The sequence below is a fragment of the Microbacterium lacus genome, assembly GCF_039531105.1.
Lineage (GTDB): Bacteria > Actinomycetota > Actinomycetes > Actinomycetales > Microbacteriaceae > Microbacterium > Microbacterium lacus.
In genome coordinates this window covers 182,375-206,265 of record NZ_BAAAPK010000001.1, presented here as the reverse complement: position 1 = coordinate 206,265, position 23,891 = coordinate 182,375, and the positions used below count along the sequence as shown (strand labels likewise).

The window sequence follows — 23,891 nt, the reverse complement described above, 5'->3', positions numbered from 1 at the left end:
CCGCGATTAGCCATCCAATGCGGGCGCCTCATCGAGCTATAGACGCCCACTTCGTTTCGCCGCCTGTCCACGGTGGTGCTGAGGTCACAGCCTCTAGTCGGCTCGGCTGCGCAAGAGAAGTCTTCGGGCATGAATGAACTACTGATCGGATACGCTCGCGTGTCCACATACGAACAAGACCTGACCGCCCAACGAATCGCCCTCGAGCACCTTGGGGTCGACCCCGCCTACATCTTCACTGACCATGGGCTGACCGGCACCAACCGGGCACGACCCGGCCTTCGTGAAGCACTGGCTGCCTGCCGAAACGGCGACACGCTCGTGGTGGCGAAGCTGGATCGGCTGGCTCGTTCGCTTCGCGATGCGAAGGACATCGTCGACGAGCTGACGGCGAAGCACGTCAAGCTGAGCATCGGTGGTTCGGTGCACGATCCACTCGATCCGGTGGGCAGGCTTCTCTTCAACGTCCTTGCGATGGTCGCCGAATTCGAGTCCGATCTGATCCGAGCTCGAACCCGCGAGGGGATGCAGGTGGCAAAGGCCAAGGGTCGGCTTCGCGGGAAGCAGCCGAAACTATCCATGCCTCAGCAACGTCATTTGATGGAACTGCACAACGCCGGTACTCACTCAACGGCCGAGCTCGCCGAGCTGTTCAACGTTGCCCGCTCCACGATCTACAGGACCATCGAGCGACAGAATCGGACTGTGGGGAGCGGCCGGCCCTAGCCGGGTGACGCTACGGCCGGTGGCGCGCTGGCGGACCGGCTTGCGGGCGGGTTGGGCGCCGCATGAGAACCGGGCCAGGTAGCCCGAAATGGCTTTATGCAAGCACGGAGGCGGCTGGCGCTGAGCCAAACCACGGCGGTCCCGCAGACCACAGCGCACAGACGTTCCAAATTCATTCAGACAATGCGGCGAAAGACAGCGGGTCGAAAGTGCCAGACGTCGAAATCGAAGGCACTCAGTCCGACCGAGAGACTGCGTCTTCAGTTGGGCCAGCGGGTGGCGAAACGCGGATCGTTTCAGTCTGACCCACCGTGGCTCGAATTTCCGGGAGGGTCGCATACTCTCCCCCGAGCAGGGCACCTATCAGCATGACAACCAGCACAATCACCGAAATCACGATTAGCGCAATTGTCGAAGCGTCTACTTGAGGAGCCCATGAGAAGACAGGGATCTGTCTAAACCAGTCGTTGTAGATGTTGATTGCCGCGCGGAGGCCGAGGAATGTGCCTGGCGGCGCCACAAAGAGGAAGACAAGCGCAAATGGAAGTACCTTCAGCAACCCGAAGAGGGGATGCTTTCGGTCACGCTTCCAAGCAATATCGTTGACCCAAATGTTCCAGACGCCGCCGACGAGACCGGCAAGGATCGCATAGAGGACAAGAGAGACCGCGCTCAACGTGACGAGGGGCCACAGACTGGAGCTTTCGAGAGTCGCGACAATGAATGACCACACGGCGCTTCCGCTCGTGATGTCTTTCATGTCATCAGGGGTCGCAAGCCAAGGAATCCACGCAATTATCAGCGGCGCGCTCGCTACCGATGCAATGAACGCTAGCAACCTGAGTAGAACAAGCAGTCGTACCGCGCGCGCGTGATCGTTGGAGAGTCTCCTGGCTTCGGTCACTCGCCCCGTCTCATCCTCCAGGATCACACTCCTGGCGATCGGATCAATGACCTGAGCGATGTTCTTGGCGTACGCGATGTGGTCGCTGATCACTGATCCAAGATTTTGCACCCGCCTCTCCTCGGGCCCGGGTTGAAGTTTGTACTTCTTGATCATCTCGATTCGCGCGTCCGGTAAGAGCCGGTCAATAGTCTTCTGCCCTGCCTTCAACTGCTTCGCCACTGAACGCTTCGCCGTCTTGCGCACTTGGGCATGAGCAAATGACATTGAAAGAGCGGCGTAGGTCTCCATGAATCGAAGCTTGGAAGGATCAATCCCGAACTCTTGGTTCGCTACCTTCAGCCACGCAATGGATAGTCGCTGACTACATGCGTCGACAGCATTCCAGCGCGCCGTGCTACGCCGAAAGCCCTTCAGCCCGCGAGGCGAGATTGGCCCCGCAGGAACGGGGTCGAAACCAGCCCAAATATTTGTCCAGCGAGTTGCGCTTCGCCGTTGCCACGCAACCACAGGGTCCGGCGTCACTTCCTGCGAGCCCTGCCAACCCACACCCGCTAAGAGGTCGACAGCACCTCCGACGGTTACAAGATGATCGACTCTAATGTCTATAGAGCCGAGGAGGGCCCGAGCGCTGATCGCTGCTCCCTGCGAATGCGCTATGACGATCGTTCGCTTTGCGCAGCGATTAGCATGCCGCACCTCGTCGCGAACACAATTCATCATCGCTTCCGCTCGCACGGGCTGGTCGGTCCACACCGCCGCGTCGCCGATGAAATCTGTCAGCAGCAGGACCGCGCCACGTAGCCAGCGGCTTAGGCCAGGGATACGCACGAGAACTACAAGGAGGAAGGTTAGAAGCACGGCTATCGCAGGCAGAATCCAACCAACGATCACCAGAGCAACTGCGCCCACTAGTGACATGACGAGTGCAAATAGCGCACCGGCGTAGATGAAGATCATTTCCGCATATAGCCGGAAGATGGAATATGGACGCACTGCCATGATGCGTGGCGCCGCATCCTCAACTCCCCGCGTGCGCCCGAAGGCCACGAAAGGGACAGCAACCGGCCGGACCAGTTCACGACCCATGGATCGCCACGTGCCGAGAGAGTTACGCAGTAGCAGCATGGCAAGTCGTAGCGCTGCCCTAAATCCGTTTCGAACGACCCACCCTGGCAAGCTCTTCGCGGATGGTGGCAGGAATGAGTCTGCCCAGCGCGCCTCAGTAAAAATGATGTCGCGAGTTCCGCTCGGCTGGTCTAGGCGCACGACGACTCGGGCCTCATCGCGAGTACTCCCGGCTATACGTGAGTCCGTGATCTGCGTAGCGCCACCCGAATGCCGCATCAAATAGTCAAGTCTTCTGGTGAGCGGTTCACACCATTCGAGCAGCGTCTCGGACCGTAGTTGTCGGCCGATCCCGTGAACCAAAACGACCGCAGTGTCGAACTGCGTCTCGTGGGTGTCCGCAATACCCTCTAGCGTGAGACCAGCGCCGATCAACCCTGCGTCGACTTCACTGTCGTTAGTTTCGCGTGGGCCCGAAACGCCAACGCTGGACGATTGCTCGCTCACGCTGGTCAGTCTGTCGCAAACAAGACGGACGGTCCATGAGGTCCCACCATCGATCGAACTCACGCCGAGTTGTTGCCAGGACCAGTGCGGCACAGCTGTAGAGCGTCATCGCCCCACATCCACTCACCTGTCACGAGTGGACTCTGCCCGCAGAAGCCTTTCAGGTCTTCGAGGACTGACGACTTGATCATCTCGTGGACGAGTTGGTACAGCCCGGCGAATGCGAGGGTCGAACGGATCGCTTCCGGCTCTAGTTTCGCCTTCAGTCGGGCACTCCATCCTTGAGGGTCTTCGTCGTAGCTTACGGCGCCAGGATCTCACTTCCAGCGCTGTTCATGGGCATCAGCGGTATGCGCTCCGATCACCGATGACGCTGCAGGGTCCCGGAAGATCATCACTCCTGGGCCGTCGTGGGACCCACAGTCCGGTCCATTCCCATCTGCATCGCGTTAGGCGTTCGGAGCGGTAGCGCTACGGGCATGGCTCGCATCGGGATCCCAATAGCACGCGCTGACCACCGTGCGCGTCGGACCGCTTGCGAGCAACGCCCGGTTATGGATCCTCTTGCGAGGTCGATCCGTGGACTGCGGTGGTGGTGATTGGGTGCCGGCTCAGTGCGGTGTCCCCGCGTGTATCGTCAAGCCGATGTCAAAAGACCTCGCACAGACGACGAAGCGCTCGCGGGCAATGATCATGCTGTTTGGCCGCCGCACCGCGATGCCGGCAGCACCGCGCACCTCCAGCCTCCGGTCAGCCGGATGACTCTCGGGTGCTTATTCATGTTGCTCTGGTCGCTCTTCGCCATTGGGATGGGCATCGTGTTCGTCAAGAAGGCGTCGTCGATCGGCGACATGATGTGGACTCGGAACGAGAGCCTTACTCGGCACTCGCGACTGCTGGCGATGCCGCGGAGTTACTACCTCTGGCTTTGTCGTATCGGGGGCGCAATCTTCGTGCTCATCGGCCTCGTTATCGCGTTGCTGACGGTGCTGGGCATCGCCCCGTAGCTCGAGGTCGCACTGGTGAGCGGCTGACGCCTGTTCGGAAGCGGGTCCTCATCCTCGAGAGGTTCGGCCGCATAGGCGGATCCTTCTCTGGCTCATCGAGCGGGTTGTTGCCCGTCGCAGCGGCGGATTCGGTCGCGAGTTGGTCAGGTTGCAACCGGCGGTGTCGCCCGACGGTGACGGCGCGTGAGATCGACGGCACCGATCGTGAGGACGGCGAAGAGCGCGAGGAAACTGGTCAGATACAGGGGGCGGGCCCACGGGGAGTAGTCGGCGCCACTGATCATGTAGGTGTCAGCGAGGCCCATCCCGGCTCCGAATGACGCGATGAAATATGCCGGCGCTCCGAACGCCAGCAACACGAGGTAGCCGAACACTGCGGCCAAGGGAGTCGCGTCGGGGCGGACGACGATGAGCACGAACAAGATGATCGCGAGGCCGATTCCAAGGCCCAGGATACCTGCCGTTATGGGCGTGTTCAGTGACTCGCCGACCGCGGCCATGTCTGCGTGGATCTGATCGAGCCTTCTGCCCGGGGCCGCGGCAAGCTAGTTGAGGACAAGAATTTGGAACGCGGCCAACGCGGCGTATGCGGTGACGAGGACCATGCCGACGGCTGCGAAGACGACGGCGATGCGATGCTCGGTGCTTCTGTTCCGCGAATGGGTCATCCATTGAGTGTCGTACCTCGGAGTCGCAAGTGCCATCGGTCGCTCCGGCGACAGACGTCCGATAGTGGATCCTGATGGAATCGGGCGTCATGTCCGTCCGGACGGCTCCGTGCGCTGACACGATTGCGTCGTGGAACAAGTCGACGAAATCCACCGGTGGAGCCCCCGGCAGATAGCGGACGCTTGGATCGCCAAGTGGGCTGATGGGACAGGTCTCGACGAGACCGATCCGATACCCGACCTTGATCACGACTTTGAGCTGATGCGGCACCCGACGATCGTGCTTGATGCCATCGTTGAGGTCGTCAACGCCGTCGATGACGACCCAGACGACAAGTACTTTGCCGTCCTGGCGGCTGGCCCCCTCGAGGACCTACTGAAGAACCACGGACCGGTGATCATAGATAGGGTCATCCACTTGGCCGACGCGCGGTGGCAGTTCCGCAAGCTGCTGGCCGGCGTCTGGTGGGGTGAGGGCGACGTCGACCCAGAGGTCGCCAGTCTCATCGAGGCGCACCGAGGTCCGCTTTGGTGAGACCGCACGTAGAGGGATCCCATCTAGGACAACATCTGTCGCGGTGACGGACCGGCATTCGAACACCTTGAGTCGGCACTTGGCGTCCGGTGCACGGGTGACCACTGGCTTCAAGTTCGACGACTATTTCGTATCGCGGAACATAATCACGGTGTCCACGGACTACCTGAACACGGAGTGGAACGCGTTCTGAGCCTCAACGACACCTGGGTGCGGTGTAGGCCCCCACAAAGTTCGTTGGAGCCACGGTCGAACGCCACGCCGTCCTTTTCAGCGCCCCAGCCATCGGTCGGCATAGTCGGTGCTTTGTGAACCAACGAAGACGGCGCGCGCAAGAATTCGATAATCATCCACGGCGTGGAAGTCATCCCATACGATCGCAGTAAGGCCCGGATCCTCGAAAGGTGAGTACGACGAGGGCGATCTGGACGAGTCCGATCTAAGTGGGAACGGCGGTGGGGGCAACGAGGACTGGGAGCACTTCGCCGACCTCTACGACGCGGCTAGTCCCTCCACGAACCCCAACCGGCTGCTCGTCGCCGCGTACTGGGTTCAGTACATGGAAGGCAAGACGGCATTCGGCTCGCTGGAGCTGAACAAGATGCTCAAAGACCTCGGGCACGGCGTGACCGACACGGCACACGTGATGGGTGCACTAATCAGCCAGAAGCCTTCGCTGATCCTCCAACTCAAGAAGTCAGGCAAGTCTCGTCAGGCCCGCAAGACATACAAAGTCACCGCCGCAGGCAAGAAGGCCGTCGAGCAATTGATCGCGAATGGCGCTTGACCCAAAGGACGCGTTCAGCGCCCGGGTCGCAGCGGGCATCGATCACTGAAGGCTCCCTCATCGAGACGATTGGTGACGATCGTGCGACCAGTTTTCGTTGAGGGATCGACTACGACTCGCGGTTCTTCCGATCTCGCAGGCGTCGGCGGTGAGAGATACAGTCGGATCTCAATGACTGCGGAGGACGGGATCGATGGCTCTACACGCACAGGTGTCGCGCATCTACGACCTTCGTGAGACTACGACTCTTGATTTCATTAGGGCGATTCGCAATGTGCCGGCCGACGACAAGCTCGAACTTGATGCCTCGAATGTGGCGGGCATTTACCCAGACGGCGCGGTATCTTTCGCTGCCGCCTACCAGCACTTCCGAGACAAGGGTGTCAACGTGTCAGTCGGTGCTCAATCGGCCGACCTACAGCGGACCCACGTTTTTGAGCCCATGACGATTGACCGCTTCGTCCGGTACGAGACACACCTCACGCACAACGTTTGGATGTACCGAAGCGAGGAAGAGGCTCAGAAAATCGCGGACAAGTTCGTCGAGGCTCTCGTGGATCAGGTGCGCTGCGAGAATGGCGTGGTCGACACCTTCAACTGGTGCTTGTACGAAGTGATGGACAATGTGTTCCAGCACAGCGGTGCCGAAGCTGGCTTCGTAATGATGCAGCTTCATAAGAGCACCCGGCAGTGCGTCATTGCGATTGGCGATAGCGGCGGGGGCATTCAGCGCTCACTTGCCCTTTCTCCACACGAGGGAGTCGACCGCTCTAAAGTCCGCGACGCCCGCAGTGCAATCGAGTACGCCGTCCAGCAAGGGGTGACGAGCAAGGGGAAGCTGAATCAAGGCAACGGCCTCTACGGGCTCGCGAGAGCATCGGAGATTAATGGAGGGCGTCTCCGGATCGTCTCCGGCCGCGGAACTTGGTCCAATGATCCGGATAGTCCCGGATCAAATGACCTCAATCGCCCGTTGCTCGATGCCTCAGACAATCACGCCACGCTTGTCGACTGGCGGCTGCACTGTGCTGCTCCAGTGAGGATCGAGGACGCACTCGGTGGTCGGACCGCTGGCGGGAGCTTCCTCGAAGCAATCGAGGCTCCAGAGGGGTACCACCGCGTGGGTGTACTTGAGATCGAGGAGGCCCTGGGTTCACGAGCAAAAGGCGCAGAAGTGCGGACGCGTTTGAACAACTACCTCGTCGCTGGTGCAGACATGATCGTCATGGACTTCTCGGGAGTGGGTGTCATCTCATCCAGCTTTGCCGATGAGGTACTAGGAAAACTGGCTGTCGAGCTGGGCGAGCTTGAGTTTCGGCGTCGCGTGTTCGTGGACTCGGCCTCTCCCACAAATCGTGGCCTGATCGAACGTGCCATCGCTCTCAGAATTGAGTCCGGCATGTAGCAGTGTCGGGCGAGCCGACAGACCTCACCTCGGTGCCACAGCGCAGGTAGCGCCGACGTCCACGCCGGCGGAGGGGTTGATCCGGTTGCGCATCGCCCAGATGTCGGACCGCGACCGCGGCCCAAGCCTACGGTTCACGGCACGATTCGCTCTCGCAAGCTATTCAAACGAGGCTCTGGCCAACAATCTGAACACATCGTCCCGTTGGCGATTGCCGTTCGACGGCCGCTCAACGAGACGGGTGTCGTCAAGCTAGTTGCCGCTACCCGCTCAGGGATTCCTCACCGAACACGCATGGCCAATAGGTTCAGCCTGCATCGAACTGTCGGCTACCGCCAGTCCGACCAGCGCGCCTGGAGCTCCACGAGATACACCGACTGAGGTGCGAGGTCGAGGTCGAGCTGTATGTCGCCGGCGTCGGACACCCGTGCGTCGTGTGGGCCCTCGACTGCCCCGGTCGTCGAGGTGCGCGTGACGCTTACCGTTCGCCCAGGCCAGGGAAGGTTGCGGATGTCGATGCGGGCGGATGCTACTCCGGCGGACGCGAGTTCAGACCGTTGCGGCGGCAGGGTGAGGCCCAGCTCGATGCGCTCAGCGCCGATGGGGATGCGGAATGTGAAGCGATCTTCCGTCCTTTCGATCAGCGCCACGTCGGGGGCGACGTAGTTGGCCAGGAGCACGCGGACGACATCTCCGTCCCGACTGGCCGCGCAGGCGAGACCCGATTCATCCCCACCCGTGACCGCGAGGCGGTGACCCGTGAGTGCTCGTCCGGCGAGGGCGAGGGCGCGGGACCGTTCGTCGGGATCGTCGTCCGCCGTTCCGACGCCGCCCGGGTCGAGGATGCCGTAGTGCGGGTCTCGGCCACTGTCGGCGCGGAAGAAGAACGCGTGGTCGATGACGGTGTCCTGCAGGTAGATCGCCGTCGCTGCCTGGAAGGCGCCCTTCTCCGCCGCTGGCGCGGTGCTGCTGGGAACGGCGAGATAGTTCCAGTAGCAGAGCGTCAGGTCGGTGTTGGTGAATCCGTGGTGGTCGAGCAGCGCACGCAGTTCGGCGGACACGTAGCGGTAGTCGAGGGGATCGCGACTCCCGTCCGTGAACCAGAGGAAGGAGAAGAAGTCCAGCGGCAGGTCGTTTTCGCGCACGAATTCGAGGAAGCCCTCCCGGTACGGTGCATCGGCCTCGAGGGGGAAGGCGAGAGCCGGACCGCCGACCGTCAGTGACGGGTCGACGCGGCGCACCGCCTCGCAGAACGCCCGGTACATGGCGTAGAACTCCTCGGGCCGCCCCGCGAAGTGCAGGGGTCCGAAGTCGGGCTGATCCCCGAACTCGTAGATGCGGATGGGCGTCGACGGCCCGCCCGCCCATCCTTGCGAGTAGTGGCGCACGATGTGCTCCACGACGCGTCCGTAGGCGTCGATGTCCTGTGCGGGGAGCTTGTTGGAGGGGATCGAGCTGGCCAGCGTGAACATGACTTCGGCACCGGCCGAGTGCACCGACTCGACCCACTCGTCCGTCGCTGCGAAGTTGTAGCTCGCGGGATCGTCGACAGGGGCGTCCCAGTCGGGGAACAGGCTTGTCGGGTTGTTGCGGGTGTCGAGCCGTGAGACCCAGTCAAACGACCGGACGACCGTGACCCCCGCGTCGCGCCACAGTGGCGTCATGTCCGGGAACTGCGGGTAACCGGCGACCGGCCCGGGGATGCCTCCGACGCCGTTCAGCGGCCGGAAGGTACTCTCCTCACCGGCGTCGACGACGAGCACTCGGGTGGGGGAAGCCAGCGCAGGAGCGCCGGCAGGGGACGATTCGTCGGTTCGCGACACGAGCTTCTCCTTGAGAGTGAGGGGGCGGGTTTCAGCCGCTCAGTACGGCATCCGCAGAAGGCGGTTCGCGTATTCGTTCGCGATCGGCTCGTCGCGGCGGAGGTGCTCGATGCGATCGCGGTACGCCTCCGGCGTCACGGAGTCGAACTCCTCGAGCATCGACTCGATCGAGCGGTCGTGGACCGCGCGGACGCGCGGCAGGCGACGCTTCATGAAGTTGAGCTGGGCATCGAGCAGAGACTGATCCTTCGCGAGCTCCTGAGCGAGGACGACTCCGTCTTCGATGCTCATGGCGGCTCCCGACCCCAGGTACGGAGTCATGGTGTGTGCTGCGTCGCCCATGATCATCACGCGGCCGCGGAACCACGGGTACGGTACCCACACGGTCGAGTAGGGCGTGTAGGCGACATTCTCGGCGTGAAGGAGGTCCTCCAGTGCGTCGGCTAGGAACTCGGATCCTCCCGTGAGGGCGACCGCGCGATCGTGCATAATTTGGGCCATGTAGTCCGTGTCGTACCGGGGGCGCCCCTCCTCGGCCACCGTGAGGACCATGTACATCGTGTCCTCCGACAGCGGCGTGAGCATGATCTTGCCGCCGTAGCCTTGGCAGATGATCGGCTGCATGATCTTGCGTCGATTCGGAAGCCCCGCACGCCACGCCACGCCGCCTACCGGGCGGGGAGCGTACTTCTCGCCGAAGTAGTCGCGGCGAATCTGCGAGTTGAGGCCATCGAAGCCGAGGACGAGGTCGTACTCGTCCTGGTCGCCACTGCTGAAAGTGACCACCGCCTTGTCGTCATCCTGCGTCAGATCGGTGACGGTCGTGCTCATACGGAAGGTGCAGCCGTTGTCGAGGGCGTGTTGTGTGGCCAGCTCGAGGAAAGCGACCCGCGACATCGTCACGCAGCCCGGAAGGCCTTCGTCCTGCGACCCATAGCTCATGGTGCTGAGCAGATTTCCCTCGGCGTCATAGTTGTCGATCCCCGGCGCGGGGTGGCCCATCGCGAGGCATTTGTCCAGCAGGCCAATGTCGCGTACCGCTCGGAGGCCGTTGATGCGGAGGCCGAAGCCGACGCCGGCGACGCTGATCTCTGGCTTGTCGTCGATGACCTCGACCCGAGCACCGATCTGGGCCAAGGCGGTGGCGGTGGTCAGGCCGCCGATACCGGCACCGACGATCAGGACCTTCAGCGGCTCTGACATGACGTACTCCTTTCTGAGAACCGTCCGGACGAAGAGCCCGAGGACGGGAAGGCATTACTGATCAGAACGACGGCTCTGACATGAGATGTTCAAGCGGGAACAAGGACGGTCTCAGAGTTTGTCGGCGACCTGGCGCATGAGGGAGTGCTGGCGGCGGACCTGTTCGATCGAGCGCCAGGGCTCGCGTTCGCCTTCGTATTCGCTGGAGAGGTAGCCGGTGTAGCCGGCGTCGCGGATCGCGCGCAGCACCGGTTCCCAGGGGATCTGCTGGTCTTCGAGGGTCTCGTCGATGTCGTGGAACTTCGCCTGGATGAACACGACGTGCTCGGCGACGTGGGCGAAGTCGGCCGGGTCGACCCCGATGCCGTCCAGGAACGCCGGGCGCCGGCCGGGCAGCTCGCCGGGCTTGAGCGGGATCGGGCGGTCCTGGAAGATGCCGGTGTCGATCAGGATGCCGAAGTGCTTGGTCCCGGTGCGCGTGATGAATTCGATGTACTCGTCGACGACCTCGTGCTTGATCGGGGTGGGCGAGTGGATCTCGGGGCAGATGATCACGTCGAGCTCTTCGGCCAGCGGCAGGGACTGCTCGACGACCTCGGTCCAGATCGGGTGCGGGACCAGGTCGCTGGAGACGACGCCGATCTTCGGGCGGACGAACCGGAACCCGAGCCGCTTCGCGAGCCGCAGGTCGCGCTGGAGCTGCTGCGCGCCCTCCTCGACGGTCATGTCGCGGCCGTTCGGGCCGCTGGAGTGCAGCCGGGTGTCGATCCAGGAGCCGTAGTTCGTGGGCTCGAGGCCGTACTTCTCGAGCAGGCGGAACCAGTCATTCACCCACTCCTGCGACGGGTTCGGGTAGTTCGGGATGTGACCCTCACCGAGGATCTCGATGCCGGTCGCACCGATGTCGGCAATGCCGGCCATCGCGGTTTCGAGGTCGAGCACCGTGCCGTAGTCGCCCATGAAGCTGTAGAGACTCACGCCGTATTTGAACGGAGCACCGTCGGCCTCGGGCGAGAGTGTCACGTGCTTGGTGACCTGGTAGCGGCTGGGCTGGTGCTCGGTCGGGATGTACGACATCCGCAACCGCAGATCGATCGACACCTCATGTATCCCGTCCGGGAGGCCGCCAGGGAGGGGGACGGTGATGACCGCGGCATCCTCCAACGGCCACCGCAGATCCTCGCTCTCCCACAACTCCGCAAGCGTGTGCGTCTGACCCTGCAGGGTCCATAGCGGCACGTCAGCCGCCACGTCGACAATCCCGGGGATGCTTACCCCGATGCCGTCAATCAGGCTTGCGGCCATCCCGCGGTACGACGGCATCCGCACCCGGAACTGGAAGCCCGTGATCTCCCCGCCCTCCCGGACGTTACGGAAACCGACAGATTGGATGAGGTCACGTTCGAGCAGCATCAGTGTCATTCCTTCGATGAGTAAATGGGGTGAGCATGAGCGATCGCGCTGATGCTCACCCCACTGGTTAGTCGTGGTCAGTCTGGGTGGAGCTCAGGGAACTTCGCGGGGAGTGGTTCAGGCGAAGGTGTCGGTAAATCGGTCGTGGGCGACCGGCGGGACGGGCTCGAGCTTCTGCACCGTCTGGGGGCTGTAGGGGTGGTTCTTGTCGGGCGCGGGCTCGTCGGCGGGCGGCATGAAGACGGGCTTGCCGTCGTCGCCGAAGTACATCAGGTCGAGGTCGAAGGCGCCCTGGTTCTTCAGACCGAAGCTGACCCAGTTCTCCTCGAACGGCGCACGGGCCAGCTCGTAGCAGCGGAACTTCCAGAACTTCCACTCCCCGTCCTGCTTGAGGAAGTCAATGGCGTACTTGCACCAGACCCAGTGCGCCCAGACCTTCTTGCCGAGCACCTCTTCGGGCGAGTACATGTCAGGGAACGCCTCGGCGACCTTCGGGTCGGTCAGCCCGGACTCGGTGCCGGCCATCATCCACACGCCCTTCGCGGTCTCGCCGTCGGCGGCGACCTCGATCACGGGGGTCGTGGTCGCGTGCAGGATCAGCTTGCCCTCCGGGTGCGGACGACCGCGGTGGTAGTCGGTCACGCTCTGCCACGTCGTGTACTGGCCAGCGTTGGTGTAGCGAGCGCGGATTCCCTCCGTGCCCTCCTTCACCCACAGCGGGATGATCTGCTCGTCCTCGAACGCGTTGTGCAGCCACATGTAGCGGTTGAACAGGTTCTCGACCTGGCCGCGGTCCTCCGCGCGCTGCGCGAGGGCGCGCGCAGCGCCGACCTCATCACGCAGACGGGCGAGTTCGGCGGTGATCTCCTCGAGAGATGCCGCAGTGGTGGTGTCGGACACGGTGAAGCTCCTTTGCATAGCGGTTGTCAACGCGGCGACGATAACACGAATACCTACTTTGTCGTAAGTATTCGTTTGTGGTTAGGTGAGAGCGTGTCAACGGGAAGCGGGTACGCTCCGGGACGCGCTCGGCATAAGCAGATCTTGGTCGAGGCGACCCGCGCTTTCGGTCGCGCAGGCTTCGATGGCGTCACGCTGCAGGAGATAGCCGACGCCTGCGGGATCTCCCGACAGGGGCTTCTCCACCATTTCCGGAGCAAGGAAGACCTCCTCATGGCGCTGCTACGCCAACGAGATGAGACCGATCAGGAACTGTTCCAGCGTGTGCTGAGGGAGTCCGGCTCGCCCTTCCAGGCGATCGTCGCCGTAGTGCGGGCAAATGCGGCCGCCCCCGGGATAACGGCCATGTTCACGCAACTCGCCGCAGAGGCGATCCGTCCCGAGCATCCTGCTCATGACTTCTTCCACGAGGTTTACACACGGATCCATCAGGACCTCCGCGTGACCTTGACCGACATGCAGCAACGAGGAACCCTGGTCGCCAGCATCGACACCGACCAGCTCGCATCCGGCCTCATCGCTCTACGCGACGGCCTCGCGCTTCAGCTCTTCCTTCGATCAGAAACGCAAAGTGCTGACGAGATGACAGGCACACTCGAAACGATGTTCAACCTCCTCGTCACGCAAAGCTCAAAACGCGCCTGAGCGTTCCGTCCAGACAACCAAGCCCGTCTGGCTCACGATAGTCACGTCAAGCCGAGAACCATTCAGTAAGGGGCCTGCTCGTGGGCAGCCCGGAAAGAGCGCAGGGGACCTTGGACAGTCGTGCGGGCGACTGCGAAAACTGACAGCCGGATCACCCGTGGCTCAAAGGACTGCAACGCCGCGATTCCCACAAGCTCCGCCTGATGAAGCTGCCCGCTCACCTACCTCAGCCCGGACCTCAACGATCCGGTCGACGACTCCTCCTAGTGCGAGACGATTGTTGACAATCTCGCGACCGTTGCCCGCTGAGGGATCCTCCAGCGCACAAACTGCATTGGCGCTCGTGTCCATGGCGCAAGAACAGCAGGCCGCTTTTGATGCGCTTTCGATGGTGTCGTTCGCAGATAGGTTGATGCGGCGCATTATTGGTAGGGATGTCGCAAACTACTTGGCGAAGCCCGTTAATCTGCAGGCCGCGAATGGACAAGCGGAGCCCCACTCAGATGACGCGCGTCGAATTTGACAGAGTCGACGCCGCGTCGTCCGCCGACTGAACCATCGACAAGACGCAACGGTGCGGACATGCAGGAATTGATCGGAAGGCTGACGGAACTTGATCCGGAGGCGACGGAGACACTTCGGGTGGTCACGTACTTCGATGCGCTAATGGCTGCTGGACTCGGGGTCGAGGCGATCGTGCGCGCAGCCGCGGCGATGGCAGGAGTGCCGGCGGGAGCGCGCACGCCGCGCCGCTTCGCGCGATTCACTCCGGACGGGCGTCGGCTCCACGCGGATCCGGCTGTGCAGGGCAACCAGGCTATCGAGTCGATGGAGGTCCAGGTGTGGATCGAGCGCGTTGGTGAGGCGCGGCCCAACGACGCAATGCTCTTGGAGCGATTCGCGGTCGCCGCGGTGACCGCCTCGCGGCGTGATTCGCCTACACGATCGTCTGTGGACGTCGCGATCGACCCGACGAGGAGCGCGCAGGAGCGTGAGTCGGCGCTGGGACGTGTAGGCCTCGCACCCGGGACGATGGTGAGGGTCTTGCTGACGCCGGCGGGCGTCACTGACAAGTTGCCGATCTCCACCACTACCCTCACCTCGGCCGGCGTTCTGAGCGTTTTCGTCGCTCGAGACAGGGAGACGGTGGAAGTATCGCGCTGCGGCGTCGGCGTTCGCGTTCGCGCGGACCAACTCCCTACCTCGCTTCGCACGGCTGAGCTCGCGTTTCGGCTCACGGATGACGACACTCCTGTTGTGGATGCGGAGTCCCTAGGCATCCTCCTCACCGCCGCGGCGGAGCTGCTTGAAGCTAGTCCGCCGCCTCCCGATGTCACGGCCCTGGCGCAGCTTGACGATCGCCAACGCGACGTCCTGCACGCGCTGGTCGGTTCGGAGAGCGTGCGCGCTGCAGCCGCCTCGCTGCACATGCACCACTCGACGATGCAAGCGCGTCAGCAGGCGTTCGAGTCGCAGCTCGGGTATGACCCGCGTTCGCCAATTGGGCGAACGCGCTACGAGCTTGCCCGCCTCGTGCTCCGGCTGCGGGGCACCGGGGCGGGATGACCGGTCCCGGCTGACGCGGCACCGCCCCACAGCGAATTCTGTCGGGCGGTGCCGTATTTGTCGTGCGGACGGCTTCGCGCTAAGCCTGCCCTCCAGCGAGCCGGGCGGATCGGTCTCGTCAGACGCCCAGTAGGCGGGCAACCCAGCTGTCGCGGGCGGCCGCGGATGCGATCGACAGGGCTGCGTGCGGTGCGAAGCCCTCGAAGCCGTGGAATCCGCCTGACCAGATATGCAACTCCGCGGAACCACCGGCGGCCCAAATGCGCGATGCGTAGTCGACGGCCTCGTCACGGAACACTTCGGCGGAGCCCGCGTCGATGAAGGTCGGCGGCAGGCCCGAGAGATCGGCAGCGCGTGCGGGCGCGGCATAGATCGAAACGTCATCGCCGGCGCGGCGGTCGCCGAGCAGCGCGGTCCAACCCATGACGTTCGATCCACGATCCCAGACGCCGATCCCGTCAATCTGTTTGCTCGACGTCGTGGTGTCGCGGTCGTCGATCATCGGGCACATGAGCACCTGCCCGATCAGGGTGCCGCCGATCCCTCGATCCCGGGCCAACAGCGTCGTTCCGGCGGCGAGCCCGCCCCCAGCGCTGCCGCCGAAGACCAGCAGCCTGTCGTGGTCGACGCCGACCTCATCGGCATGTTCGACCAACCACTGCAGGCCGGCGAAGCAATCTTCAACCGGGATCGGGTCCGGATGCTCGGGCGCTAGACGGTACTCGACGGTCACGACGACTGCGTCATGCTCGACCGCCCAAGGCAGGCAAAAGTGGATGCCCGCGAACCGGTCACCCGAAACCATTCCGCCGCCATGAATGTAGTAAATGCCCGGGCCGGCATGCTCGTGATTGCGCGGCGTGAGAATGCTTATATCGATATCAGCGCCGCCATGCCCAGAGATCGTCAGGTCGCGCCGGTCAACGCCGTATTCGTCCAAGAGCTCATCCACGGGCTTCATCCCCGGGAAGCCCTGACGCAATATCGGGATCATCTCGACGGTCTGGGTTGCGGGGAAGTTCGCGATTGAGAGGGCCGCGCCCAATTCGGCGTCGAACGGGGGAGCGGGGATAGTCGTTGTCATGTGTTCCTCCAAGGGCCACAGCGTGTGTCATCCCCAGCGTGCTTGGGCGCCGAGCCATGATCAACCGCCATTCGTCACCGCTTTGTGGCCGGAACCGCTCAGACGGCGGTGCGGTCGCCGCTCTGTTCCCGGTGGGTCGGGTGCGCCGAAACATCAGTCCAGTAAGTCGTTGCGATAAAACATGAAGTGGAGCTCGCCGCAGGCATGCGTTCGCTATTGCCCCAGCTTCGGCGCGCAGCCGGAGCCAGGATCACGACGCGATAGGCGTGGCCAACTGAGAGTTTCTCAGACTGCACGCGGCTGGGCGCCGGGCACGCGGTTGGCAGTCGCTGATCGTTCCAAGTCGGAGATGAAGCAGGCTGGAACGGCCCCTCGCCTTCTTGCGGGCGTGTTGTATTTGGTGGTGGCGATGATGCGGGTGCGGTCGACGTATCCCACTGTGGCTGTTGTGACGCGTTGATTGGCTTGCCTGAGGACGACTCGGCGGCGCAGTCCGATACAGGTAGGGTCTACTCAATCGGGGAACACCGTCCCCAGCATCTTGGGGGATGAGCATGCCGAAGTCGACCGCGCCACTTGACGGACTCACGCCTCCGCCCGCAGGCGGGCCTCGACCGGCGAAGCGACGTCTACCCACGTGGGCGTGGATCGTCATTGCAGCAGTTGTCTTCGGCTTCGCTGTGCTCCTGTCGCCGATCTTTGCTGTCTTATTCCTTGTCGTGCTCATCACGGGGATCGTCGGCCTTGTGCGCAACAAGCCGACCTGGCTGCGGTTACGAAGCCGCAAGGTCGCGACCTGGGTGACCGCGGTCGCCGCCGTGGGATTCCTGATGACAGGTAGCCTCGCGAACGTCGTGCTCACGCGGTCCCCGGAGACCGAGGCCAGAGAGTTCGTCTCCATCCCGACGACCTCCGCCTCAGCCACGCCCACCCCGACGCCCACACCGACGGACGTTGCGGTGACCCTCGTCGCAGTGGTCGACGGCGACACCATCGACACCAGCGGAGGCACCGTGCGCCTCATCGGAATCGACTCGCCTGAGGAAGGAGCATGGGGATACGCAGAAGCATCCGCGGAACTCGCCGCCTTCCTCGCAACCGGGCCAATCACGCTCGTGTCCGTCGATGGCCGCGACGACACCGACCAGTACGGCCGGCTGCTTCGGTACGTCAGAGTCGGCGGTCAGGACGCCGGTTCCCACATGCTCAGCACAGGGCGGGCGATCGCCCGATATGACGGCCGCGACGGCTACGGCACCCACCCTCTCCAGTCGGAGTACATCGGCCTGGATGGTGTGCACGAGATGCCCGCTCAGCCCGCGCCGGAGCCGGACCCCGCGCCGGCCGAGCCCGCGCCCGCCGAACCGGTGCCGTTCGTCGAACCGGCCGCACCAGCTACTGACCCGCAGTTCCGCACCTGCGGCGAGGCCAACGACAACGGCTACGGCGACTACCAGGCCGGGGTGGACCCTGAATACAACTGGTATCAGGATCGCGACAACGACGGCTGGGTCTGCGAAAGGTAGCCATCCGTTCCCGCATGCGGATCCCTATGCGTGCATTGCACGCTCACGGCACGTCGCGGGCGCGACTCATAGCCTGTACGTGACGGACGCTCACCTCCGCGTCAGCCGATCGATTCCGACTAGCGCCGGTAGTCGGCTCGATCTCCGCTTGTTTGCTTCCGGGTCCTGAGGACGGTGAGCGCCTGGCGGAACTGGATGACAGCGGCGATGACAGCTGAGGAGACGGTGTCGGTCGTGCTGGTCATCAGCACATTCACCGTGCCGTCGCTGTTGTCTCGCTCCTCCGTCATTGCGAGAGTGCTCACAGCGCGCATCAAAGATGGGTGAGTGAGTCCGCTGATCTGCATCCAGACGAGCACCCCGTGCCATCGGGCAAGTCCTGCGGCCTCTGTCGCGTCGCCGACGATATCTGCAAACCCTACTCGCCGCCCACCGACCGGAGAGGTGATCCCGATTCGGCTGGCGCACTCCGCAATTTGTCCGCTGTGCTTCTTTCTCCATGCGGTCAGCTGTCGACGCTGCTCGCTGAGCTTGGAGCGTGAGATTCCAATCAGGTCCGGCGCTTCGTCCGCCAATTCGAACGCGTAGTTCCGCAGCGAGGTCTCCTCGAAAAGCTCCCTCGCGGCGTTCCGCAGATGACGTGCCACGCGCTCTCGCGGATCGTCCGGAGCAAGCACCCAGTGAGCGAGGGCGCCGGCCTCGAGCGCGGATCTCGCAAGTGGGTAGCTTGCGACGAACGGGAGCGGATCCGCGGCGTCCTCACGGTGGATCTGGTGGAGCATCCGTAGGTTGTCGGACGCGAAGTTCAGTGAGTAGTTCACACCCGACGACAAGTGGCGCCACGCCGTGAACTCGTCATCCAGTGCCAGTTGAGAGTCCGCTAGCCGCTCGCTGTCACTCAACTTCTGCCACGACTCGAGCAGCAGGGGAATCTGTCGGATGCGCCGCCGGAAGTCGGCGATTTTCCGTAGCTCCTGGGGATCCTCGACCGATTCGGAGCGAAAGCCGTAGTTGCCTCGGTCGTCGGTCACCCCAAGAGAGTAGAGCCGACCGCGGACAGGCGACTCTCTCCAGTCGGGGGAGTCGGGCGCCACTCGGAGGGCTTCGTGCGTTCGTGACGCCAAGGCGATCCTGGAACGGACGGGGCGCTTGGACGAAGCGCTGGCGAAGGGCAGTCCGCTCGGCTCTCGACGTCTCAAGGCGGGTAAAGTCACTTCAGTCGGTCAGATGTCGATGAGGCTGACTACATTCGCCGCGTGAATCAGCTCTGCTCGGTCGCGAACTGGCGCGGGCCCGGAGGCTTCACGCGTATCGTGTATCGTCGCGAAGGTGATGGGGGCATGAGATGACGCGCCTTGCGCCGTTGTTCAAGGTTGAGTCGTTCCGCAATACGGTCCGGGAGCTTCTCGACCTGAGCGATGAGCAGTTTGCTGCCTTCCGCGATGGTGCGATGGCCGAGCTGACAGCCACGTTCAGTAACGAGCCCGTTCAGTCCAGCGATCAAGTCGGAAAGCGCGCGCTTGGCATTTTGTACGAAGCCGCGGTTCGAGACGGCATTGACGGCGTAGAAGCTGAGCTCCGGGCAGCGTTCCCCGACGAGGATGCACGAATAGTTCGACTGATTGCGGCCATAAACCCAGGCCCGGACGATACGACTCGAATCAAGGGCATCGAAGAGCGCGACGGCTACCTCCCCATTCTGACGAGTCACCGTCTCGCACTTGATCTACGCGTGACGGATGCGGCAGATGACACCGTGGTTGCGACGCCATTTGTTACGGTCCGAATGGAGTTTGATTCACCGGTTTCTGGTGGTGTCAGTGCCGTCGTGTTCCAACTGAATCTTGCAGAACTTGAGCCACTGGAACGGGCATTGGCAGCGGTTCGGGCGCGCGCCGGGAGGCTGGTCGCGGCGTCGGCCGACATGAGTATTCCGGGGTGGGGCCATGGACTTCCTACTGAGTGAGTCCACAAACGCCGTCGCGGAGCAGGCGGATATGTGGGGCGGAGAGTTCTGGGCAGCTCTCCTGTCGCTGCTCACGGCTGCCGTAGTGGCGTTCGGCCCCGGGCTCGCCCGCAAAATATTCCCACAGGACAACACGACTGCTGAGATTGCTAAGTCGTCAACAGCTACCGTAGCCAGTGTCCTGGAATCCACGCTGGCGATGGTCCGAGAAGACGTGGCCCACGTGCGCACGAAAACGGACGAGAATAGTGGCAAGCTCGATGCGCTTCTTGCGATAGGGAAGGGAAAGCGATGACGGGACTGGAGTACGTGCTTATCGGCGCAGTACTTTTCGTTCTGGCGACGAGCATCGTTATGGTCGTGCGTCAGCGCCGCGCTGAGTTGATTGCCGAGCGGCAGGCTGCTCATTCCCTTCAGCGGATGGCTGCTGCGCTGCAGGGGTTGCAGAGCGAGTTGAGTCGAGCCTACGAGAAGCCGCAGCCCGCGACGGATCTTGATGTGTCTCCTCTGCGGGTCGCGCAGGATGGTCCGATACCTCTGCAATCTGAGCTAGAGCGGGCAGTGCGAGACCACGAAATTCTCCACGTCCGTCTCATGCTTGATCGGGCAGGCGCTGCCGATCTGGCTGCCCAGCGTGTCTCACTGGAGTGGACTCGCACCGCGGCCCAGCGCATGCTCGCGGCAAATCATGAAGCCGGTTCGGTCGTGGATTTGTGGGAGTACGTCACGCGCGACGCTGGCGACGGACCCAGCTATACAGATTTGATGGGCTCGACGTTCGATGATGCTGTGGTGCATGCCACCCAGGTCGGAGTGATGCCGAATGATCAGGCGGACGTGTTTCGGGAATGGGCTGCGTCGACGCGCGCGATAAAGCGCACGCCACGTGGCGGCAAGCGCCCTCTTAACGAGGATGTGCGGGACCACCCATACATCCACGCGGTAGAGCGGGAAGCGGTCGGATAGTCCTCAATCTGGCACCGGTTCCGGATACGAGACCAGCTACGGCGCACGCCGGGGTCGAACCGATCGCCAACGTCGACTGGCGTGCCGATGCGCCCGCGACGCCGCTGTCCAACGTGACGGGTCTGTCCGCGCAGGTGAGGCAGCGGACGGTCCTCGATTCACGTTGGTAAACCGCCTCTGCGCCCGCGGGCAGGGGGGTGGCGCGGAGTCGGCAGGTGTCGGCGTAGCGCAGCCGCATGCGTCTGTCACCGGACCCCGGTTCGCGCGTCACGGCTCGACGCTAGCAGGGCGAACACGCCGTCAACCGGCGGGGCGGAGTCCTCTGACAAGGTCTTTGAGCTCACTAATCTCGAGACGGAGCTGCTCCACCTGCTCTTCGGTGGCGTGAACGGTCTTGGTGTTCTGGTCCGCGACGCGTTCCACGATCCAGGAGGCAAGAGTCGCGGTGACGACACCGATCAGCGCGAGCCCACCGATCATAAGTCCGACCGCGGTGATCCTTCCGGTCAGGGTGATCGGGTAGAAGTCGCCGTAGCCGACGGTGGTGATGGTGACAAACGCCCACCAGATTGCGTCGGGGAAGGTTTTGATGTCCCCGATGCCCCTCTCGGCGTCAAAGACCGCCAAGCTGGCGATGAGCACGGTCAGTACGGTGGCACCCACGGTGTAGATGACAACGCGTCCGCGAAGCATGTTGCCGGTGTTGCGTCCGATGAGGGCGAGGACGGTCAGGAACCGCATCAGCCGCAGCGGGCGCAGCATCGGCAGGACGACGATCGCGAGGTCCAGCAGGTGCCGGTAGAACCACCGCCACCGGCTCTCGGTGATGACCAGGCGGGTGAGGTAGTCGATCACGAACACCGCCCACGTGACGTAGAGGAGCAGCTCGCATGCGACGCTGAGCAACCCGTCCGGTCGAGCGATGATCTGGGTCGCGTAGGCGATGAGGAAGAGGATGGCGGCGATGGTCAGCGGCCACTCGGCCGCCTTGTCCCATCTCGCGAGACGTGGTCCATACATCCCGCGATTATCCCAACGCCCCCGCAAACTCCCGGGCCGTATGCCCTCGCTGGGAATGCGACCTTGACGGAGGGCTGACCGCACGCGAGTCCGTCGCCAATGTTGCCCGACCCGCAGGGCGAATCCCGAGCTGGCTCCCGGCGCTCCTCGCCCACACGCTCCACCACAACACGATCCCCCGCCTCACGGATTGACGCCGTTCACATCGCGCGTCAGCCGAGATCTCCAACACGCCCGAGGCAACCTCTGACTCCCTCAGGCGTCCCGCCTGCGATCCGGTATCGGGACTCCTCGCGCCGCTACCGCGTGTTGACGTTCGAGGCCTCAGCGCGCGCGACGATCAAGGACGGAGTCACATCCATGGCAGCGCACAACCGGGCGAGGGAACGAATCGGAATGTCGCGCTTGCCGTTGAGGTAGTGCAGCACCGCTGATTTGGACAGACCAGTCGCCGTGACGAGAAAAGCGACCGTGACATTGGTCCGCGCGCGCTGGGCGCGCAACTCACCGGCGACCGCGTCTGCAAAGTCGTCGATTGAATTGAGCATCGCACCATGCTGGCAGATCCAGTGGTCAGGGTTCGCCGGCATGTCAGCCACGTGGCCGATCCTTAACGGCCCGTCACCGTAAACATGCTCTTCGAGGGACTACCGCTGCGCGGAGGAGAAAAATTAGCCAGGGTAAAGGAGACGTGGCGGACGATCTTGGACGAAGTTCCCAGCGTGTCCCCGCACGAGCTGGTCGTCTGTCGGTACGTCATCACGGACCTGGTTGATGACCTGCGGGACGCCGCAGATCCTTGAAGTGACACGTCGCATCCGCACTGTTCGAGCGCACGCCTCAACTCATGCTGCTCACCGTGGGGCATTGGATCGGCGCGGGCAAGTATCTGCCGACGCCTCCGCGGCCCAAGTGAAGACCGAGCCGAAGTACTCGCCCGGCCACTGATTGGCGGCGACCTCTTGTTGTTCGCCGATGGTGCCGTGGACGAACTACTTCGCGCCGTTGGGAGAGTTCACGCAGGATTCGTTCGATAGCCGACACGCGTTCGAGACGGATATAAACGCCCATCTTGCGAAAGTGCTGGCTTACGTTTTCCAAGGCAATCTGTCAGTCGAGCTCGGTTCGCGGAAGCGTTGACCAGGCGCTGATTCGATCCCGTCGAACCCAAGTTGCTACGTGGTCAATGTATTCAAAATCTGCCGTCCGCATGGCTGCCGAGGCGCCAACGTCGTCGAGATCGAATCGCACCTTCAACATCCCAGGGCGCCAGCTTTCCATTAAGACCAACTGGTTCTTCAGTTGGGGGGGCAGATCGGTATTGCCCGACCGAACCCAGTCCCGTCCGAGCTTGCGGGTTTCCCGGAACCGTTGTCTCTGGAAGGCGCGTGCTAACCCGAGAGCGATCGAGGCTGCACCGACCGAGTCCAGCACCACACCGCCGAACGCCAGCAGATCCTCAAGCGTGAGGACGTAAAGCTCCTCATACGGACCAGTGCCTGAATGACGGAGGACGAAGGAGCTGGAGCGCAAGACACGCTCGAGATCTCCGAGTGTCCACGTTGGATCGATGTTCAAGAAGACTGCGCGGTCGCCATCCCTTACGTCCTCCGGTCGGAGGACGAAAGGGGCGAACCCGCCCAAGGCGTATGCCTCGTGAGCGGCGGGCGCATCCATCGAGAGCAGCCCCGCATCAGTGAGCGCGATCACGAGTTGATCAAAAGCGCTCTCCGACCGTCTACCGAACACGTTGATGACCGTGTCATTCCCGGCTCCATTTCGCCATGTGAGCTGGATAAGGATGCTCTCCTCGTTCACCATTCCTCCGAGAAGTTATCGACTTTCGTCCCAGGTTGTGACGAAGATACGGTTCATCCGAGCTACTGCTCAGCTGGGCGACATCGCCGGGTTTTATGTCGCGACTGCCGGAAGCACACGAACATCTAAGCACTGGGCAGGTGGCGGGAATATCGCCGCTCGGCCTGACCTCACTGGCGGTGGCGCGTGCCGTGCTGAGGCCGGTCGCTCATCCCTCTGCGAGCCGCGGCCGAATCACGGACCTCAGCGGGCGGCATGCATCCGTCCGAAGATCCCTACGCTGCCGCGACTCAG

Annotated in this window: 23 protein-coding genes; 11 read left to right on the top strand and 12 right to left on the bottom strand. The window is 63.0% G+C overall.

The window, feature by feature from the left end:
- Positions 1-129 precede the first annotated feature (129 nt).
- The gene (locus tag ABD197_RS00960) at positions 130-726 is read left to right on the top strand and encodes a recombinase family protein (protein ID WP_344050670.1); all 597 of its coding nucleotides are present in this window, start codon (positions 130-132) and stop codon (positions 724-726) included.
- A gap of 235 nt (positions 727-961) precedes the next feature.
- Here the strand turns inward: ABD197_RS00960 and ABD197_RS00955 are convergent, their stop codons facing one another.
- Entirely contained in the window at positions 962-3,205 is a 2,244-nt protein-coding gene (locus tag ABD197_RS00955) for a hypothetical protein (RefSeq protein WP_344050669.1), read from the bottom strand.
- A gap of 629 nt (positions 3,206-3,834) precedes the next feature.
- Between ABD197_RS00955 and ABD197_RS00950 the strand changes: the two genes are divergently transcribed.
- Positions 3,835-4,212: a hypothetical protein gene (locus ABD197_RS00950; RefSeq protein ID WP_344050668.1), complete on the top strand. Its 378-nt coding sequence runs from the start codon at positions 3,835-3,837 to the stop codon at positions 4,210-4,212.
- A gap of 143 nt (positions 4,213-4,355) precedes the next feature.
- On the opposite strand, the gene ABD197_RS00945 is transcribed toward ABD197_RS00950, so the two are convergent.
- Complete coding sequence (locus ABD197_RS00945) at positions 4,356-4,712, bottom strand: hypothetical protein (RefSeq protein WP_344050666.1); 357 nt, start codon at positions 4,710-4,712, stop codon at positions 4,356-4,358.
- 45 nt (positions 4,713-4,757) lie between these two features.
- Positions 4,758-4,880, bottom strand: a complete 123-nt coding sequence (locus tag ABD197_RS00940) for a hypothetical protein (RefSeq protein WP_344050664.1) — start codon at positions 4,878-4,880, stop codon at positions 4,758-4,760.
- Positions 4,881-5,010: 130 nt separating this feature from the next.
- On the opposite strand from ABD197_RS00940, the gene ABD197_RS00935 reads away from it, so the two are divergent.
- The 3 genes from ABD197_RS00935 to ABD197_RS00925 all read left to right on the top strand — a co-directional run bounded on the left by ABD197_RS00935 (position 5,011) and on the right by ABD197_RS00925 (position 7,607).
- Positions 5,011-5,415 (top strand): DUF6869 domain-containing protein, encoded by a 405-nt coding sequence (locus tag ABD197_RS00935; RefSeq protein WP_344050662.1) that lies wholly within the window; start codon positions 5,011-5,013, stop codon positions 5,413-5,415.
- Between the two features lie 559 nt (positions 5,416-5,974).
- Positions 5,975-6,202, top strand: a complete 228-nt coding sequence (locus ABD197_RS00930) for a hypothetical protein (RefSeq protein WP_344050660.1) — start codon at positions 5,975-5,977, stop codon at positions 6,200-6,202.
- Between the two features lie 193 nt (positions 6,203-6,395).
- Positions 6,396-7,607, top strand: coding sequence for an STAS-like domain-containing protein (locus ABD197_RS00925; protein ID WP_344050659.1), 1,212 nt, complete (start codon positions 6,396-6,398; stop codon positions 7,605-7,607).
- Positions 7,608-7,936: 329 nt separating this feature from the next.
- Here the strand turns inward: ABD197_RS00925 and ABD197_RS00920 are convergent, their stop codons facing one another.
- From ABD197_RS00920 to ABD197_RS00905, 4 genes are all read right to left on the bottom strand, one after another.
- The gene (locus ABD197_RS00920) at positions 7,937-9,430 is read right to left on the bottom strand and encodes a GH39 family glycosyl hydrolase (protein WP_344050657.1); all 1,494 of its coding nucleotides are present in this window, start codon (positions 9,428-9,430) and stop codon (positions 7,937-7,939) included.
- 39 nt (positions 9,431-9,469) lie between these two features.
- Complete coding sequence (locus ABD197_RS00915) at positions 9,470-10,633, bottom strand: FAD-dependent monooxygenase (RefSeq protein WP_344050655.1); 1,164 nt, start codon at positions 10,631-10,633, stop codon at positions 9,470-9,472.
- A 111-nt stretch (positions 10,634-10,744) separates the two neighbouring features.
- On the bottom strand, positions 10,745-12,046 hold the full coding sequence (locus ABD197_RS00910) for a C-glycoside deglycosidase beta subunit domain-containing protein (RefSeq protein ID WP_344050653.1): 1,302 nt from the start codon (positions 12,044-12,046) through the stop codon (positions 10,745-10,747).
- 117 nt (positions 12,047-12,163) lie between these two features.
- Complete coding sequence (locus ABD197_RS00905) at positions 12,164-12,946, bottom strand: nuclear transport factor 2 family protein (RefSeq protein ID WP_344050652.1); 783 nt, start codon at positions 12,944-12,946, stop codon at positions 12,164-12,166.
- A gap of 144 nt (positions 12,947-13,090) precedes the next feature.
- Between ABD197_RS00905 and ABD197_RS00900 the strand changes: the two genes are divergently transcribed.
- Both ABD197_RS00900 and ABD197_RS00895 read left to right on the top strand, forming a co-directional pair.
- A complete protein-coding gene (locus ABD197_RS00900; protein WP_344050650.1) occupies positions 13,091-13,651 on the top strand; it encodes a TetR/AcrR family transcriptional regulator in 561 nt (186 codons plus the stop codon).
- Between the two features lie 582 nt (positions 13,652-14,233).
- Positions 14,234-15,217 carry a helix-turn-helix domain-containing protein gene (locus ABD197_RS00895; RefSeq protein WP_344050648.1) on the top strand — a complete coding sequence of 328 codons (984 nt, stop codon included), beginning with the start codon at positions 14,234-14,236 and terminating at the stop codon, positions 15,215-15,217.
- 118 nt (positions 15,218-15,335) lie between these two features.
- On the opposite strand, the gene ABD197_RS00890 is transcribed toward ABD197_RS00895, so the two are convergent.
- Positions 15,336-16,301 (bottom strand): alpha/beta hydrolase, encoded by a 966-nt coding sequence (locus ABD197_RS00890; protein ID WP_344050646.1) that lies wholly within the window; start codon positions 16,299-16,301, stop codon positions 15,336-15,338.
- Positions 16,302-17,020: 719 nt separating this feature from the next.
- On the opposite strand from ABD197_RS00890, the gene ABD197_RS00885 reads away from it, so the two are divergent.
- A complete protein-coding gene (locus ABD197_RS00885; RefSeq protein WP_344050644.1) occupies positions 17,021-17,827 on the top strand; it encodes a thermonuclease family protein in 807 nt (268 codons plus the stop codon).
- A 119-nt stretch (positions 17,828-17,946) separates the two neighbouring features.
- Here the strand turns inward: ABD197_RS00885 and ABD197_RS00880 are convergent, their stop codons facing one another.
- Positions 17,947-18,858 (bottom strand): hypothetical protein, encoded by a 912-nt coding sequence (locus ABD197_RS00880; protein ID WP_344050642.1) that lies wholly within the window; start codon positions 18,856-18,858, stop codon positions 17,947-17,949.
- Positions 18,859-19,172: 314 nt separating this feature from the next.
- Here ABD197_RS00880 and ABD197_RS00875 point away from each other — a divergent pair, with 314 nt between their 5' ends.
- The 3 genes from ABD197_RS00875 to ABD197_RS00865 are packed head-to-tail and all read left to right on the top strand — an operon-like array spanning position 19,173 to position 20,759.
- The gene (locus ABD197_RS00875) at positions 19,173-19,793 is read left to right on the top strand and encodes a hypothetical protein (protein ID WP_344050640.1); all 621 of its coding nucleotides are present in this window, start codon (positions 19,173-19,175) and stop codon (positions 19,791-19,793) included.
- The gene (locus ABD197_RS00870; RefSeq protein ID WP_344050638.1) at positions 19,774-20,088 is read left to right on the top strand and encodes a hypothetical protein; all 315 of its coding nucleotides are present in this window, start codon (positions 19,774-19,776) and stop codon (positions 20,086-20,088) included. Before ABD197_RS00875 ends, ABD197_RS00870 begins: the two co-directional genes overlap by 20 nt.
- Positions 20,085-20,759: a hypothetical protein gene (locus tag ABD197_RS00865; RefSeq protein ID WP_344050636.1), complete on the top strand. Its 675-nt coding sequence runs from the start codon at positions 20,085-20,087 to the stop codon at positions 20,757-20,759. The genes ABD197_RS00870 and ABD197_RS00865 overlap by 4 nt, the downstream gene beginning before the upstream one ends.
- A gap of 300 nt (positions 20,760-21,059) precedes the next feature.
- On the opposite strand, the gene ABD197_RS00860 is transcribed toward ABD197_RS00865, so the two are convergent.
- From ABD197_RS00860 to ABD197_RS00850, 3 genes are all read right to left on the bottom strand, one after another.
- Entirely contained in the window at positions 21,060-21,779 is a 720-nt protein-coding gene (locus ABD197_RS00860) for a potassium channel family protein (RefSeq protein WP_344050634.1), read from the bottom strand.
- Between the two features lie 299 nt (positions 21,780-22,078).
- Complete coding sequence (locus ABD197_RS00855; RefSeq protein WP_344055769.1) at positions 22,079-22,369, bottom strand: helix-turn-helix domain-containing protein; 291 nt, start codon at positions 22,367-22,369, stop codon at positions 22,079-22,081.
- Between the two features lie 520 nt (positions 22,370-22,889).
- Positions 22,890-23,600, bottom strand: a complete 711-nt coding sequence (locus ABD197_RS00850) for a hypothetical protein (protein ID WP_344050632.1) — start codon at positions 23,598-23,600, stop codon at positions 22,890-22,892.
- Positions 23,601-23,891 lie beyond the last annotated feature (291 nt).